14 protein-coding genes are annotated in these 16,357 nt (G+C 45.1%); all 14 read left to right on the top strand.

The features are described 5' to 3' along the window. Position 1 precedes the first annotated feature (1 nt). The 14 genes from GT575_RS07175 to mutL all read left to right on the top strand — a co-directional run bounded on the left by GT575_RS07175 (position 2) and on the right by mutL (position 16,346). Positions 2-1,273, top strand: a complete 1,272-nt coding sequence (locus GT575_RS07175) for a sporulation protein YqfD (RefSeq protein ID WP_161171789.1) — start codon at positions 2-4, stop codon at positions 1,271-1,273. A gap of 28 nt (positions 1,274-1,301) precedes the next feature. After that, positions 1,302-2,324 carry a PhoH family protein gene (locus GT575_RS07170; protein WP_161171788.1) on the top strand — a complete coding sequence of 341 codons (1,023 nt, stop codon included), beginning with the start codon at positions 1,302-1,304 and terminating at the stop codon, positions 2,322-2,324. 1 nt (position 2,325) lies between these two features. Further along, positions 2,326-2,838 carry an rRNA maturation RNase YbeY gene (gene ybeY, locus GT575_RS07165; RefSeq protein ID WP_015534911.1) on the top strand — a complete coding sequence of 171 codons (513 nt, stop codon included), beginning with the start codon at positions 2,326-2,328 and terminating at the stop codon, positions 2,836-2,838. Next, positions 2,825-3,922, top strand: a complete 1,098-nt coding sequence (locus GT575_RS07160) for a DUF3048 domain-containing protein (RefSeq protein ID WP_015534912.1) — start codon at positions 2,825-2,827, stop codon at positions 3,920-3,922. The genes ybeY and GT575_RS07160 overlap by 14 nt, the downstream gene beginning before the upstream one ends. A gap of 90 nt (positions 3,923-4,012) precedes the next feature. Continuing rightward, positions 4,013-4,420, top strand: coding sequence for a hypothetical protein (locus GT575_RS07155; RefSeq protein WP_055222620.1), 408 nt, complete (start codon positions 4,013-4,015; stop codon positions 4,418-4,420). 37 nt (positions 4,421-4,457) lie between these two features. Next, entirely contained in the window at positions 4,458-5,702 is a 1,245-nt protein-coding gene (locus GT575_RS07150) for an aminoacetone oxidase family FAD-binding enzyme (RefSeq protein WP_055222622.1), read from the top strand. Continuing rightward, a complete protein-coding gene (locus GT575_RS07145) occupies positions 5,689-7,332 on the top strand; it encodes an NAD(P)/FAD-dependent oxidoreductase (RefSeq protein WP_055222624.1) in 1,644 nt (547 codons plus the stop codon). The genes GT575_RS07150 and GT575_RS07145 overlap by 14 nt, the downstream gene beginning before the upstream one ends. Further along, the gene (proB, locus tag GT575_RS07140; protein ID WP_055222626.1) at positions 7,325-8,185 is read left to right on the top strand and encodes a glutamate 5-kinase; all 861 of its coding nucleotides are present in this window, start codon (positions 7,325-7,327) and stop codon (positions 8,183-8,185) included. Before GT575_RS07145 ends, proB begins: the two co-directional genes overlap by 8 nt. A gap of 2 nt (positions 8,186-8,187) precedes the next feature. Next, positions 8,188-8,421, top strand: coding sequence for a DUF896 domain-containing protein (locus tag GT575_RS07135; protein WP_015534916.1), 234 nt, complete (start codon positions 8,188-8,190; stop codon positions 8,419-8,421). Between the two features lie 8 nt (positions 8,422-8,429). Next, on the top strand, positions 8,430-9,002 hold the full coding sequence (locus tag GT575_RS07130) for a 5-formyltetrahydrofolate cyclo-ligase (RefSeq protein ID WP_055222628.1): 573 nt from the start codon (positions 8,430-8,432) through the stop codon (positions 9,000-9,002). A gap of 10 nt (positions 9,003-9,012) precedes the next feature. Then, positions 9,013-10,044 (top strand): patatin-like phospholipase family protein, encoded by a 1,032-nt coding sequence (locus GT575_RS07125; RefSeq protein WP_055222630.1) that lies wholly within the window; start codon positions 9,013-9,015, stop codon positions 10,042-10,044. Positions 10,045-10,097: 53 nt separating this feature from the next. Then, a complete protein-coding gene (miaB, locus tag GT575_RS07120) occupies positions 10,098-11,549 on the top strand; it encodes a tRNA (N6-isopentenyl adenosine(37)-C2)-methylthiotransferase MiaB (protein WP_055222632.1) in 1,452 nt (483 codons plus the stop codon). 29 nt (positions 11,550-11,578) lie between these two features. Beyond that, positions 11,579-14,176, top strand: a complete 2,598-nt coding sequence (mutS, locus tag GT575_RS07115) for a DNA mismatch repair protein MutS (RefSeq protein ID WP_082419759.1) — start codon at positions 11,579-11,581, stop codon at positions 14,174-14,176. 16 nt (positions 14,177-14,192) lie between these two features. Further along, on the top strand, positions 14,193-16,346 hold the full coding sequence (mutL, locus tag GT575_RS07110) for a DNA mismatch repair endonuclease MutL (RefSeq protein WP_055222636.1): 2,154 nt from the start codon (positions 14,193-14,195) through the stop codon (positions 16,344-16,346). Positions 16,347-16,357 lie beyond the last annotated feature (11 nt).

Here is a 16,357-nt window from a genome sequence, read left to right as displayed (position 1 = left end):
CATGAATATTAGAAGGGAAATAAGAGGTGTGTGCTATGTGAGCTGTGACAGCCGCGCAGCTCTGCGCCTGATGAATATATGCAGCCATAAAGGAATACGTACATGGTGCGAGAGGGATGTAAAGAAGAACAGAAAAAAGAATGGCAGTATACAGAATGACAGTAAATGGAATGGCAAGGCAGAAAACTTCTGCATATACTCCGATGACAGAAAAAGACTTGAAGAGATAGCGGACAAATGTATGATAGATATCCGAATAGCTGAGAAGAAGACTTTGAGAACCGGTTTGCTGGGCAATAGGAAGAGGATCTCGATATTACTCGGAGTTTTATTATTTTTGCTGTTTGTATACTGGGAATCAGGGTATGTATGGTACATAGAAATTGACGGATGTGAGGATTATACAAGTGAGGAAATTGCAGATCTTATCGAGATGGAGTATCCGTGCTATGGACATAGAAAAAAGAGTATTGATCTGAGTGAACTGACAGACATGCTGACGGATAATCTTGGGGAGATATGCTGGGCATCCTGCAGCATCAGTGGGACAAAGCTTACAGTTGCGCTCAAGGAGTCCGTGGATGTATTTACAGTTCCGGAAGATGGCAGACCGTGTGATCTCGTGGCCACAATGGATTGTACGATCTATTCCCTTGTTGCATCGGCGGGGACGCCTGTTGCATCGGTTGGAGATGAAGTAAAAAAAGGGGATACTCTTATATCGGGAACAGTTAACATATACAATGATGACAGTGAGGTTGTGGATACGGTGTTTGTACCTGCTTCCGGAGAGATATATGGTCTTTGTGATGTAGAGTACAGAGATGTGGTTGAGAGTGAGCTCCAGGAAAAGGAGACTACAGACAGGAAGGTAAACAAAGTAGATATAAAAATTGGACGCCGGGTATTTACTCCGTATAAAACTGCTGCCTCCGATGGCTCATACGACCTTTCCGCCGAGGAAAAACGGCTGCATATCGGCGATATGTATTTTCCGTTATCCGTGAATATAGAGCGAAAAGTGTTCTATAAAGTAAATACACGTAAGCTTACGGAGAAGGAGCAGAAAGACAGACTTAACCAGCATCTGCATGTTTATATTGGCAAAATGCAAGAAAAAGGGGTGCAAATTGTCCGAAAAAATGTTATTATTACTAATGAACGCGGTGAGGCTTCGGCTGAAGGCGATATCAGTATCAGACTCCCGGTTGCTGTGCCGAGATATATTGACGTAAACAATACATCGGGGAGCGAAGAGGTGGAGCCTGACTGATAAATAATAATGACAGGGGATACAAGTATTGAGCGAATATTCAGAATCCGTAACTGTTGCATCAAACTATATACAGACTGTGTTTGGACAGTTTGATGCCAATATAAAAAAGATTGAGAAAGAATACAGTGTGTCAATGATACTTCGCGATGACAAGCTTAAGGTCAGCGGCTCCGAGGAAGGCGTGAAGAAGTCTATTCAGGTTATAGAACAGCTCTTCCAGATGGCAGATCGTGGCTCGTCCATCGATGAACAGAAGGTAGACTACACTATATCGATAGTCAATGAACACCCGCAGGAGGCTAAGGAGAGTCTTGCTGAGCTTGACAGGGACATAATCTGTCACACGATGAGCGGCAAGCCGATCAAACCGAAGACTGTCGGACAGAGATCATATGTCAATTCAATAGAAAAGTCCATGATAGTATTCGGAGTGGGACCTGCCGGAACAGGAAAGACTTATCTTGCCATGGCAAAAGCCATAACGGCATTTAAGAATAATGAGGTTGGAAGGATCATACTTACAAGGCCGGCCATAGAGGCCGGTGAGAAACTGGGATTTCTTCCGGGTGACCTTCAGAGCAAGGTTGATCCTTATCTTAGGCCGCTCTATGATGCATTGTATGAGATAATGGGTGCTGATGCATTTATGAAGAATATGGAAAAGGGACTGATCGAGGTTGCTCCTCTTGCCTACATGAGAGGAAGAACTCTTGATAATGCGTATATTGTGCTGGATGAGGCCCAGAATACCACTCCTGCCCAGATGAAGATGTTCCTTACCAGAATAGGATTTGGCTCAAAGGCCATAATAACAGGAGACCTTTCACAGAAGGATCTTCCACACGACGCGCAGTCAGGTCTTGATGTTGCACTCAAGGTGTTAAAGGATATTGATGACATAAGCATTTGCCATCTGACGAGTCTTGATGTTGTGAGACATCCTTTGGTGCAGAAGATCGTAAATGCGTATGAAAAATATGAGGATAAGATGAGCAGACAGGCAAAGCCTAGAAAAACCACAACTGCTCAGAAAAACAGAGGAAAATAATATGTCAGTTAATATTGAGAATGAGTATGGAGATATTGATATTAAGAATTATGAGGATGTCATAACAAGTATCGTCCAGGCTTCGCTGGAATTCGTTGGGTGTCCATATCCCTGCGAAGTGAACGTGCTGCTCACGGACAATGACTCCATACATGAAATCAATAACCAGCAGAGGAATATAGACAGGGCGACAGATGTTCTGTCATTTCCACTGATTGATTATACAATTCCTGGAAACTTTGATGGTCTCGAGGATAGCCGGTGTGACTACTTTGATCTTACTACAGATGAACTGCTATTGGGAGATATCGTTATATCTATTGATAAGGTGTATGAGCAGGCAACTGAGTACAATCACTCAAAGACGAGAGAGCTGGCTTTTCTTGTAGCCCACAGCATGCTCCATTTGTCAGGATATGACCATATGGAGGACGATGAGCGCAGGGTCATGGAAGAGATGCAGGAAAAAATACTTACAATGAAAGGATATACAAGAGACTATGAGGAGAATTAAGACGGGATTAGTTCTGGCAACCGCTCTTGTGATGGGATTATCACTTTTTGGATGCGGCTCGAAGAAAACGGAGGAGAATGTCACTACAACGGAGGCTAAGGCAGAGGTGGATGTATCACAGGCCGATATGATGAAGTCTGCCACAGCGGTTGATGAGACTTACCATGAGGGAGTATATAATGATCTTACAGGCGAGTGGAACACCGACAGAAAGGAAGAGTACGGAAGACCGATCGCTATAATGATCAACAATATTGAGAATGCGATTCCTCAGTCAGGTATAGGCCAGGCTGATGTTTTATATGAGTTTGTCGTTGAGGGCGGAATAACAAGAATGCTTGCAATATTCAACGACTATGACAATCTTGAGAAGGTCGGTTCGATCAGAAGCTGCAGACCTTACTATGTTACAACTGCCATGGAGTTTGATGCTATATACATGCATTATGGTCAGTCTCCACAGGGACAGGAGGAGCTTGACAGGACAGGAATAGATCATATAAGCGGACTTGGTGGAGAAGGATCTGTATCTTTCTACAGATCATCAGACCGCGAGGCTCCACACAATGTGTACACAAACAGCGATATGATCAAGGCTGGTCTTGATTATCTTGGATGCTCAACTACCCACAACAAGGGATACAAGAGCAAGTTTGAGTTCAATGAGGAAGATACGGTTCCTGAGGGCGAGTCTGTAAACAAGCTCACACTCAACATGTCAGTTTACACACAGCCTTGGTTTGAATATGATTCAAAGAATAAGGTATATAACAGATTCCAGTATGGTGACAAGCAGATCGATGACCTCACAGGAAAGCAGCTCACATTCAAGAATATCATCATACAGTTTGCTCACTACACCAGCATTGATGATCACGACAGACAGATGATCGATCTCGTTGGCACAGGAGACGGATACTATGTTTCAGATGGAAAGATCGTTCCTATCACATGGACAAAGTCAACCGATGACTCCGTGACAAAGTATTCAACAGCAGATGGAAAAGAACTTCAGCTCAATCCGGGCAAGACATATGTCACAGTATTTGAGAGTGACAATAAGGCCGGAGTTGTATGGGAATAATACAGACATAAACCACATATATTAACAAGGACAGAAGATGGGATGGAATATCCTGTCTTCTGTTTTTTGTTATGAAGAGAAGGTGTGGTAATGTTTAAAAGAATTATGTATTTTTTTGTTATCATTATAGCGGTATTTGTGTTATCTTTTATAACTAGAGAGATCGTGGTGAGTACGGCGTGCAGATCCGGAGACAGTAAAAGTGTGTATAGAGAATTTGACGGTATGGATAGCGGGCATATATTACCCATATCAAATGAGAGTGAACCGGAGCTTTACGGAGGGCTCGTGATTGCTGCTGAGGGTGGAACACCACATGGCAATTTCTATGTGAGCACTTATTATGGACATGTGGCGGTGTACAACAGATTTGGCAGTCTTTGCAGGGAGACGACTTGTACAGTGGATTCATTGGACAAACGTATAAGAGAACTGATCCACAAGCACGTGTATTTCAATGATATAGATGACATGAACAGGTTTATTGACAGCCTGTAAAACGTATGATAAATGATTATGGGAAAGGTGTATCGGAATGATTTATGATATTATAGTTATCGGCGGTGGCCCGGCTGGGATGACAGCCGCAATAAAAGCAAAAGAGACAGCACCATCGGCTTCGGTAAAGCTTATAGATAAAAACAAAAAACTCGGAAAGAAGCTGTATGCGACGGGAAATGGCAAATGTAACATTGCAAATACGAAGCTTGATCTGTCGTGCTATTCCAGTGCAAATGAATTTTTCCCATTTCAGTTCGTAACAACGGACAGTCATAATGATGTCATGGATTTTTTTGAAAGTCTTGGTGTTTCCAGCTATGATGATAATGGATATATATATCCTGCATCGCTGCAGGCATCTACCATAGTGTGGGCACTGACGGACAGGCTCAAAATTCTTGGTATAGAAAACAGCACATCGGAGGAAGTCCTGAGTATAAAACAGGGAAAAGATGGTACATATATTGTAGACACAGACAAAGGCGGGTATAGGACGACCCAGGTGATACTTGCACCCGGAGGTGCGGCTGCGCCAAAGCTTGGCGGATCTGATAGAGTATACAGACTTCTGGATGATCTGAATGTACGGTTTGTGAAACCGCATCCGGCTCTGTGTAAATTAAAATGCCATGAATATATATCTGATATGTCAGGGGTACGTGCAAAGGCTGTTGTCCGCCTAATGTGTGATGGCGAGGAGTATGACCACGAGAGAGGCGAGGTTCAGTTTGCATCGGGATATCTTTCGGGTATAGCGGTTTTTAATATGAGTATACAGTGTATAGACCTGATGGAGACTGGCAAGAAGCCATACATAGAACTTGAACTTGTTCCGGACATCAGTGATGATATGCTGGCGGACAGGATGAGACGATTTGCCGAGGTAAATGGCAGACGGAGAGTCGAGGCGATGCTCAATGGTATTGTCAACGAGAAGATCGCCGGGTATATTATAAAAAGTCTTGGTATCAAAGCTTCTGAAGCGGCCGGACTTGACGCGGCTGATATAACATCCATATGTGATATGCTCAAACATATGAGATTCAACATAGATGGATTCGGCAGCTATGAGGACAGCCAGGCGGCAAGCGGTGGAGTTGACACATTGCAGCTCAGGGCAGATAACCTGGAACTTGCTGGACACAGAGGTTTATACGCCGCTGGAGAGTATGTCGATGTGACCGGCAAATGTGGTGGATATAATATAATGTGGGCTGTTATAAGCGGCATGAGAGCCGGGGAGTCTGCAGGAAAGAGAATAAAAGATGATCAGAATTAACAATGTAAAACTGCAGCTTGGATTTACAGAGGCAGATGTTAGAAGTGTTATTAAAAAGACGCTGAAGACAGATAAGGAGTTTGAGTATATTTTTTTCAAGCTGTCTCTTGATGACAGGCGGAGAAACCAGGTGAAATATATTGCATCCATAGATGTGGATGTTCCGAATCCGGAAAAATTATTGAAAAGACTTCACAATAATAATGTTATGTTAACAAATGCTACCCAATATAGATTTCCGGAGCCGGGAAATGTCAAAATGACCTATAGGCCTGTGGTGATAGGAACAGGACCGGGTGGCTTATTTGCTGCACTGTATCTTGCCAGAGCCGGATACAGACCGGTTGTTTTTGAGCGCGGCATGGATGTTGACAGGAGAATGGAGCATATAGAGAGATTCTGGAAGGGTGAGGAAGGACTTGATCCAAATTGTAATGTACAGTTTGGAGAGGGCGGCGCAGGAACCTTTTCGGACGGCAAGCTGAATACGGTCATAAAGGATGGCTCGGGCAGACGCACTGAGGTCATGCGGACATTTGTGGAGTATGGTGCAGATCCGTCCATAATGTATATAAATAAGCCACATGTGGGCACTGATGTGCTGTCTGGTATTGTAAGGAATATGCGTGAGGATATAAAGAGACTTGGCGGAGAGGTACATTTTGATTCACTTTTTACCGGTTATGATCAGATCACACAGGATGAGGTGTGTGTACATATAAAGAACCTTTCAGTTGGCAGTGAGAAGGAATACAGGACAAATGCCCTTGTTCTGGCACTTGGACACAGCTCAAGGGATACTGTGGAGATGCTTTACAAAAAAGGTGTTCCGATGGAGCCAAAGCCATTTGCCATGGGACTTCGTATCGAACACAAGCGAGCAGATATAGATGTCATGAAGTATGGCGATGATCCGGCGTATGCAAAGCTGCTGCCGGCGGCAGACTACAAGATGACGCATCAGGCGTCAAATGGCAGGGCTGTATATTCATTCTGTATGTGCCCTGGAGGTTACGTGGTGAATGCATCATCCGAGCACGGTGAGACGTGTGTGAATGGTATGAGCTACAGCGGCAGGGATGGTGAGAATTCCAACAGCGCCATTGTGGTAAATGTTACCCCGGAGGATTACGGGTCAGATCATCCTCTTGCGGGAATGAAGTTTCAGAGAAGATGGGAGAAGGCCGCATACGAGGCCGGACAGGGGGCTGTTCCGGTGCAGCTCTTCGGAGATTACAGAAGGGACATTCCTACGGAAAAGTTGGGCGGTGTTAAGCCTCAGATTAAGGGTAAGTGCAGGCTTACAAGCCTCAAATGCTGTTTGCCAGAGTATATAAAGGATGCTATAATAGAAGGAGTTGTGTCCTTTGATAAGAGGATGCCGGGATATTCATCTGACGATGCAGTTCTCTCAGGAATCGAGGCCAGAACCTCATCACCTGTTCGTATGATACGAGGCGATGAGCTGCGCTGTGAGGGGACATGTATATACCCGTGCGGGGAAGGCGCGGGCTATGCAGGGGGAATAACCTCAGCCGCTGTCGATGGTATGAAGGTGGCCGAGGCCATAGCATCCAGATTCAGCAATGAGGCAATAACAGACGGTACACAGGAGAATATAAATGGATAGAGAGTATTTGAAATACAAGAAAAAGATAGTAATAAAGATTGGTTCATCTTCACTTATTCACGAGGAGACGGGTGGACTTGACTATACAAAGCTTGAGAAGCTGGTGCGCATCATATGTGATCTGAGAAATCAGGACAAGGATGTGGTCCTCGTATCATCGGGAGCCATCGGAGTCGGAGTACAGGCGCTGGGACTTGCCAGAAGACCTAAGACGACCTCGCTCAGACAGGCGTGTGCTGCAGTGGGACAGGGACAGCTAATGATGATATATCAGAAGCTTTTTCAAGAGTATCACAGCACAGCAGCTCAGGTTCTGCTAACATTTGATGTTATATCGTCGGATGAGAGGAGAAAGAATGCCATCAACACATTCAACGAGCTTCTTCAGCTCGGTGTCGTACCGATCGTCAATGAGAACGATACGGTTGCCATCGATGAGCTGGATGACAGCGTGGCATTTGGCGACAATGATACATTGTCTGCCATAGTTGCATCCATGATCCATGCAGATCTCCTGATACTTCTCACGGATATAGACGGTCTGTACACTGATGATCCACACAATAACCCTGATGCAAAGCTTATACCAGAGGTGAACTGTATAGACGACCATATAATGGATATGGGTAAAGGTGCAGGCTCCAAGTACGGAACCGGCGGAATGACGACCAAGATCGCAGCCGCCAGGATAGCAACCAACTCCAACTCGGATATGGTCATAGTATCCGGAGCGGATATGGACAATATTGTTAAGGTAATGAACGGAGAAAGTATAGGAACTCTGTTCACAGAATATAAGGATCATGACTTTGACGTTGTCAGATTTATTTTGAATAAGGAGTATCTTATATAGTTATGAAAGAGACGATAATCGATGCGGCAAAGATCGCACGTATAAATGAGTTATATCACAAGTCCAAGGCTGAGGGGCTCACCGACGCTGAGAAGAAGGAACAGCAGCAGTTAAGGCAGGAATATATATTTGCTGTGAAGAATAATCTCAGGAGCACGCTCAACAATATAGATATCAAAGAGAAGGACGGCTCCATAACCAGACTTCAGGACCTTGATCCTACCAGAAAGGCATAGGCTGGCTTATGAATAGCGAGGATAGTGTAAATTCCGGCAGCAAGGAAGTTATAAGAAAAAGAATAAAAGCAGTCAGAAATGACATGGACAGGGATGATCGTGCGCAGAGATCAAAACTTATATGCAGACGGCTGTCAGCGCTTCCTGAATATGTGAATGCCATCAATATATGTGCATACATCTCCAAAGGGAACGAAGTGGATACAAGGCTCATAGTTGAGAGGGCGTGGGCGGATGGAAAGCATGTATATGTTCCAAAGGTTTATGGACAAGACATGGAATTTATTGAGATCACAGACTACGGGGAACTTGCATCCGGAAACTTTGGGATACTCGAACCGGTTTCTGATGATTTTGAGGAGATCGAAGATGGGCTTATGTTCATGCCTGGGATTGCATTTGATCACAGCCGCAACCGCATAGGCTTTGGCGGAGGGTATTACGACAGATATCTGGCGAGGCATGCAGGGCTTGTCACGGTGGCACTGGCGTATGAATTCCAGATAGTTGATAAGATAGACAGTGAACCTACAGATATCAGACCACATATCATAGTAACAGAATCGGAAGTTATATCATAATGGAGGGTCAATGAACAGAGACGAGATAACAGCAAAGATCGCTGAACTTGAAAAGAAGATACAGATGGATAAGCTGCAAAATGCCGGGGCGGATGATGCCGGAAAAGTTGCAGGACGCACTCAGTCCGGTGATATGGCTGACAGCTATGCGCTGTGCCTTGGCGGTGGCGGCGGTAAAGGAGCGTACCAGCTCGGGGTGTACAGAGCACTTGCAGAGTATGGACTTATGGACAAGGTTACAGCCATATCAGGAACTTCCATAGGTGCGATAAATGCCGTGCTTTTCGCGTGCAATGATCCTGACAGAAGCGAGGAGGCATGGAAGAAGATACATTTTGATACGGTGTTTGACGTTGATCCTGATCTGATGTTCAACGACAAATCGGGATTCATGTCGCGCAGGGAGATGATAAAGCTCATGGACAGCTATGTGGATTATAAAGAGCTGTCGGAAGCTGAGATTACAGTGTATGCAACCATAGCTGTGTGTGTGCAGGATGGTGAAAGACAGGCTGAGTATATCAGTCTTGCAGGAATGGATGCGGATGATATCAGGACAGTTGTCTTGGCATCATCCACCCTTCCTATGCTCTATGAGTCTGTGACTTATAATGGTAAGGAGTATTGTGATGGCGGTCTTGCCGACAATGTTCCGGTGAAGCCTCTGTATGATATGGGATACAGGAATATCGTTGTGTGCGGCCTTAATCCCGACTCAAAGAAAGACATATCTGCATATACAGATGCGGATATCATAGAGATATATCCAAGTGTAAGCCTGGGAGATCTGATAGATGGAACCTTGAATTTCTCTGCAAATTCAGTAAAATTCAGAAGCCTGCTCGGTTATAAGGATGCCATGAGGGCACTTAAGGTTCATTTTGAGAATGATCCTGATTACATCGCGGCGCTGGATTATTACAGGGATATTGATCTTGCGGATATACAGACTCAGATGAGGATGGATGCCGCGGATTCCAGCGTGAAAAATACTATGGATAACATAGGCAGGATACTTGGTAAGCTGGGCATAGAGGAATAACTCCAGTCGGATTTACGCAGCTTTAAAGAAATAGATAAGGATACATAGAGATTATGAATGATTTGGAAAAAGTTATTGACGGCATAGATCTGGGGCTTCCAGCTCCGTTTGCGGAACCGGAGAGGCAGTATTATTTTATAAAAAAGGGTAGGGAGTATGTCACAGCAAGAAGCAAAGAGCTGGGACGTGACCTTACCTGTTCTATACAGACATTTGGCTGTCAGATGAATGTCCGGGATTCTGAGAAGCTTGCCGGAATACTTGAGCAGATGGGATATGTTAGGACCGAGTCTGAACATGCGGACTTTATAATATATAACACATGTACGGTCAGGGAGAATGCCAACAGAAAGGTTTATGGTCACCTTGGTCTCATGAAGCACCTCAAGGAGAAAAATCCTGAGATGAAGATAGCTCTGTGCGGATGCATGATGCAGGAGCAGCATGTGGTGACAACCATAAGCAAGAGCTATAGGTTTGTCGATATGGTATTTGGAACACACAATGTATATAAGCTTGCTGAGATATTTGTGAGCAGGATAGAATCTGGAAGCATGGTCATAGATATCTGGAAGGATGCCAAGGAGGTCGTGGAGGATCTTCCTGCGGTGAGGGAATTCCCATTCAAATCAGGTGTAAATATCATGTTTGGATGCAACAATTTCTGTACCTACTGTATAGTTCCATATGTAAGAGGAAGGGAGCGAAGCAGAAATCCGGAGGATATCATAGCTGAGTGCGAGAGGCTTGCTGACGACGGAGTGGTGGAGATCATGCTCCTCGGGCAGAATGTCAATTCATATGGCAAGAACCTTGAGCATCCGATCACATTTGCGGAACTGCTGAGGCGTGTGTGTGCCATAGAGAAGATACAGAGAGTAAGATTCATGACCTCACATCCAAAGGATCTGTCGGATGAACTGATAGATGTCATCGCGGAGAATCAAAAGATCTGCAGACATCTCCATCTGCCGGTACAGTCGGGCTCGACAAAGATACTGAATGCGATGAACAGACGGTACACAAAGGAGTCATATCTTGCACTGGTTGACCGCATAAGGGCAAAGGTTCCGGAGATATCACTCACCACTGATATAATTGTGGGATTCCCTGGTGAGACCGAGGAGGATTTCCTTGAGACCATGGACGTGGTTGAGAAAGTGCAGTATGACACCGCATTTACATTTATATATTCAAAGAGAACAGGAACTCCTGCCGCCGGAATGGAGAATGGTTCCACAAAGGAAGAGATACAGGATAGATACAACAGGCTTTTAAGGCGTGTGCAGGAGATAAGTGATGTGAAGACCATTGCGATAAAGGGACAGACACAGCCGGTTCTGGTTGAGGGCTTTGACGAGAAGGGCGACGGCCTTCTGACCGGAAGACTCTCCAACAACATACTTGTCCATTTCCCTGGGTGTGCGGAGATGGTTGGAAAGATCCTGAATGTAAAGCTTGTTGAATGTAAGGGATTTTATTACATGGGTGAATTAGCAGAATAGGAGTAGTTGAAGTGGCAGCATTAACACCAATGATGGCTCAGTATATGGAAGTTAAGAATCAGTATAAGGACTGTATTCTCTTCTACAGACTGGGAGATTTCTACGAGATGTTCTTCGACGATGCCCTGACGGCATCCAGGGAACTTGAGATAACACTGACCGGCAGGGACTGTGGTCAGGAGGAGCGCGCACCGATGTGCGGTGTTCCGTATCATGCTTGTGACATATACCTGAACAAGCTGATAGAGAAGGGCTACAAGGTAGCCATATGTGAGCAGATGGAAGATCCGAAGCTCGCAAAGGGTATAGTAAAAAGAGAAGTTATACGTATAGTTACGCCTGGTACAAATATGTCCCAGGCTATTCTTGATGAGACGAGGAATAACTATCTCATGTGTATATTTGGCTGTAATGATGAGTATGGCGTGGCAGTGTGTGATATCACTACCGGAGAGTTCAGATCATGTCATATCTCATCCACATCCAAGCTGTACGACGAGATCAACAAATATTCACCGACGGAGATCATAGGGAATGAGGTTTTTCTGTCATGTGGCCTGAACTTTGATTACATGAAGGAGAAGATGAAGATAACGATATCGGAGGCTCCGTCTCATTATTTTAACGATGACACCTGTGAGGATTTCATTAAAAGACAGTTTAAGGTCGGATCAATAGATGGTCTCGGCATAGATGAGCAGGAGGATATGCTGCTGTCAGCGGGCGCACTTCTCCAGTATCTACATGAGACACAGAAGAACTCACTGGATCATATCAACAGAATAGATATATATTCCATAGAGGACTTCATGATCATAGACAGCTCATCCAGAAGAAATCTGGAGCTGACAGAGACACTCAGGGATAAGCAGAAGAGAGGCTCACTACTCTGGGTGCTTGACAAGACCAAAACGGCCATGGGAGCGAGAATGCTCAGAAATATGATAGAGCAGCCCCTTATCCACAAAGATGATATAGAAGCCAGACTTGACGCGATAACAGAGCTCAACGACTCTGTCATAACCAGAGACGAACTCCGTGAGTACATGAATACCATATACGATCTCGAGAGACTTATGACGAGGATATCGTTAAGAACAGCGAATCCGAGAGATCTTCTGGCATTTAAGACGTCCATACAGCTTCTTCCATTTATAATACAGCTTCTCGGTGAATTCCATTCGGATGAGCTCACCGAGATCAGGGATGGAATAGATGATCTACAGGATCTCTATGACCTTCTTGACCGTGCCATAGTTGATGAGCCGCCTATACTTATCAGAGAGGGCGGAATATTCAAAGATGGCTATCTTGAGGACATAGACACTCTGAAGAATGCCACAACTGATGGCAAGAACTGGATCGCAGAGCTTGAGGCCAGAGAGAAGGAAAAGACCGGAATCAAGAATCTCAAGATAAAGTTTAATAAGGTGTTCGGATATTATTTTGATGTAACCAATTCATATAAGAGTCTTGTGCCGGATTATTTCATCAGAAAGCAGACACTTGCCAATTCTGAGAGATACACAACCGAGGAGCTTGACAGACTGGCTGGAGTTATACTCGGATCATCCGACAAGCTTGTTGCGCTGGAGTACAACACATATGTTGAGCTCAGGGACACCCTTGCTGCAGAGCTCACAAGGGTACAGAGAACAGCACACAGCATAGCCATGCTCGATGCTCTGTGTTCACTCTCATATGTGGCTGTTGCAAATGGGTATGTTAGACCTGAGATCAATACAGATGGAGTCATCGACATAAAGGACGGACGTCATCCGGTCGTTGAGAAGATGCTGAACAACGATATGTTCATCACAAACGACACATATCTGAACAACCATGAGAGCAGGATATCTATCATCACCGGTCCTAACATGGCTGGTAAATCCACATATATGAGACAGACTGCGCTCATAGTTCTCATGGCTCAGGTTGGAAGCTTTGTCCCTGCGGCATCTGCCAATATAGGCATATGCGATAGGATATTTACAAGAGTGGGAGCTTCCGACGACCTTGCATCAGGACAGTCCACATTTATGGTGGAGATGAGCGAGGTCGCCAATATACTCAGAAATGCCACGAAGAACAGCCTTCTCATCCTTGATGAGATAGGTCGAGGAACAAGCACATATGACGGTCTGGCGATCGCCTGGGCTGTCGTTGAATATATAAGCAACAGTGAACTGCTCGGAGCAAAAACTCTGTTTGCGACACATTACCATGAGCTCACGGAGCTTGAGGGTAAGCTGTCGGCAGTCAACAACTACTGTATAGCGGTCAAGGAAGACGGAGACGACATAGTGTTCCTCAGAAAGATCGTCAAGGGCGGTGCCGACAGAAGCTACGGTATACAGGTTGCAAAGCTTGCCGGTGTGCCGGATGTCGTTATAGCAAGAGCAAATGAGATATGTAATCAGCTTATAGACAAGGACATAACCACCAAGCTGAAGGAGATAAAGGTTACAAATGATTTCAAGCCGAAGAAAGAAGACACCCAGATGTCAATGTTCGGCTCACTTGCCGAATCACAGGTGATCGAGGACATAAAGTGTGTTGATCTGTCCAACATGACACCTATGAAGGCGTTGCTTTATTTAAATGAATTGCAGGAGCGACTTAAATAATAAGGAGCGATAAGTAATGATAAAAGTATTAGACCAAAATACGATTAACAAGATAGCAGCCGGTGAGGTTATAGAGAAGCCGAGCTCGGTCATCAAGGAGCTTGTGGAAAATTCCATAGACTCAGGTGCCACAGCGGTAACCGTCGAGGTAAAGGGAGGCGGACTGTCATTTCTCAGAGTCACCGACAACGGAGCAGGTATAAAGAAGGATGAGGTCAAGCTTGCATTTCTCAGACATGCCACAAGTAAGCTTGTGACAGTCGAGGATCTCCTGAGTATCTCTTCTCTTGGTTTCCGTGGTGAGGCACTTGCAAGTATAGCGGCGGTTGCCCAGGTGGAGATGATAACCAAGACCGCTGATGATGTGACCGGTCTCAGATACCAGATACATGGCGGTAAGGAGATATCCAGCGAGGAGATAGGTGCTCCGGGTGGAACAACCATAATTGTCAGAAATCTTTTCTACAATACACCGGCGAGAAAGAAGTTCATGAAGACTGATGCCACGGAGACAAGCTATATCTACGACTTGATGTGCCGTATATGCATGTCACACCCGGAGATCTCATTTAAGTTCATTGCAAATGGAACAGACAAGCTGTTCACATCAGGCAATGGCAAACTCAGAGACATAATCTACCATATCTATGGAAGAGACATCACCTCAAATCTTCTTGAGATAAATGCGGAAAATGACTATATGAAGATCTCCGGATATATAGCAAGACCTTGTATATCAAGGGGCAACAGATCATTTGAGGGCTACTATGTAAATCACAGATATATAAAGAGTGCGGTGCTCACCAAGGCGATCGAGGATGCTTTCAGGACATTTGTCATGATACACAAGTTTCCATTCACCGAGATCAATTTCCAGGTGAGACCTGATCTCCTTGATGTAAATGTACATCCGACCAAGATGGAGTTGAAATTCGCCAACAGTCAGGATATATACAGCTTCACCTACAATGCCATAAGGGAGACACTGTTATTCAAGGAGCTCATTCCTGATGTGGCGCCGGGGAAGGATCCAAAGCCGGAGACCTTCAAGCAGAGGGATGTTGGCAAGGCACCGGAGGCGTTCGAGAATAAGAGGCGTGAGGCGATAGTCAGGGCAGAGGAGCGGACTGTACCGCAGAGTCAGCCTGAGCAGCATCGTCCGGCAGAACCGCAGAATCAGCCTGAGCAGCTTCGCTCGGCGGAGACGCAGACATCACCACAGCAGCTTTGCCCGATCGAACCACAGACATCATCACAGCCGGTCCCCCCGGTTATAGAAATCATAGATGAGACTAGCAGCTCAAACAATAAAGGATCAGACGTCATAGATAATAACAAGACGGAGAAGCCGGCAGGAAACTACATATATGCGGATAGGAATAATGATCTTGAGAGAGCTATAGTACAAAACAGGAATGTGGTAAACGAGAGTCCGGCATATACAGCTCCGGCACCAGCTAGACCTTCGGTCACAGCGGCGACACAAGACTCAACAGTATCTGCAGCTTCAGATGCAGCTTATATTGAGGAAGCCGGGAAAAAATACGTACAGCAGGATATGTTCCAGGAGAAGTTCCTGACAAAGGAGGCCCGTGCGAAGCACAGACTCATAGGACAGCTTTTCAAGACATACTGGCTCATAGAGTACGATGGTAAGTTCTTCATAATGGATCAGCATGCCGCCCATGAGAAGGTTAAGTACGAAGAGCTTATGGAGAATTACAAGAATAAGAAGATATACTCACAGTATCTTATGCCTCCAGCGGTTGTTACACTCAGTGCCGCAGAGATAGAGTTTCTTCATGAAAATATGGAGATGTTCGAGGCACTTGGATATCAGATCGAGAACTTTGGAGGCAGGGAGTTCAAGCTGAACGCTGTTCCTGACAACCTGTTTGGCCTTGATGGCAGAGAGCTTTTCATAGACTTCATAGCTGATGCGAGCAGCAGTGCTAAAAAGGTGACCATAGATACATTTATACACAAGCTTTCCACCATGGCGTGCAAAGCTGCGATAAAGGGTAACACGGAGATAAGTTTCAAGGAGGCTGACGCACTTATAGATCAGCTATTAAAGCTTGAAAATCCATACACATGTCCTCATGGACGTCCGACTGTCATATCCATGACGGAGGCGGAGATTGAGAAGAAGTTTAAGCGAATAGTATAGGAGATAACAGG

Source organism: Coprococcus sp. BIOML-A2 (assembly GCF_009875795.1).
Taxonomy (GTDB): Bacteria; Bacillota; Clostridia; order Lachnospirales; family Lachnospiraceae; genus Coprococcus; species Coprococcus aceti.
The sequence above is the reverse complement of the archived record's forward strand: the minus strand, read 5'-3'. Positions and strand labels throughout refer to the sequence as shown.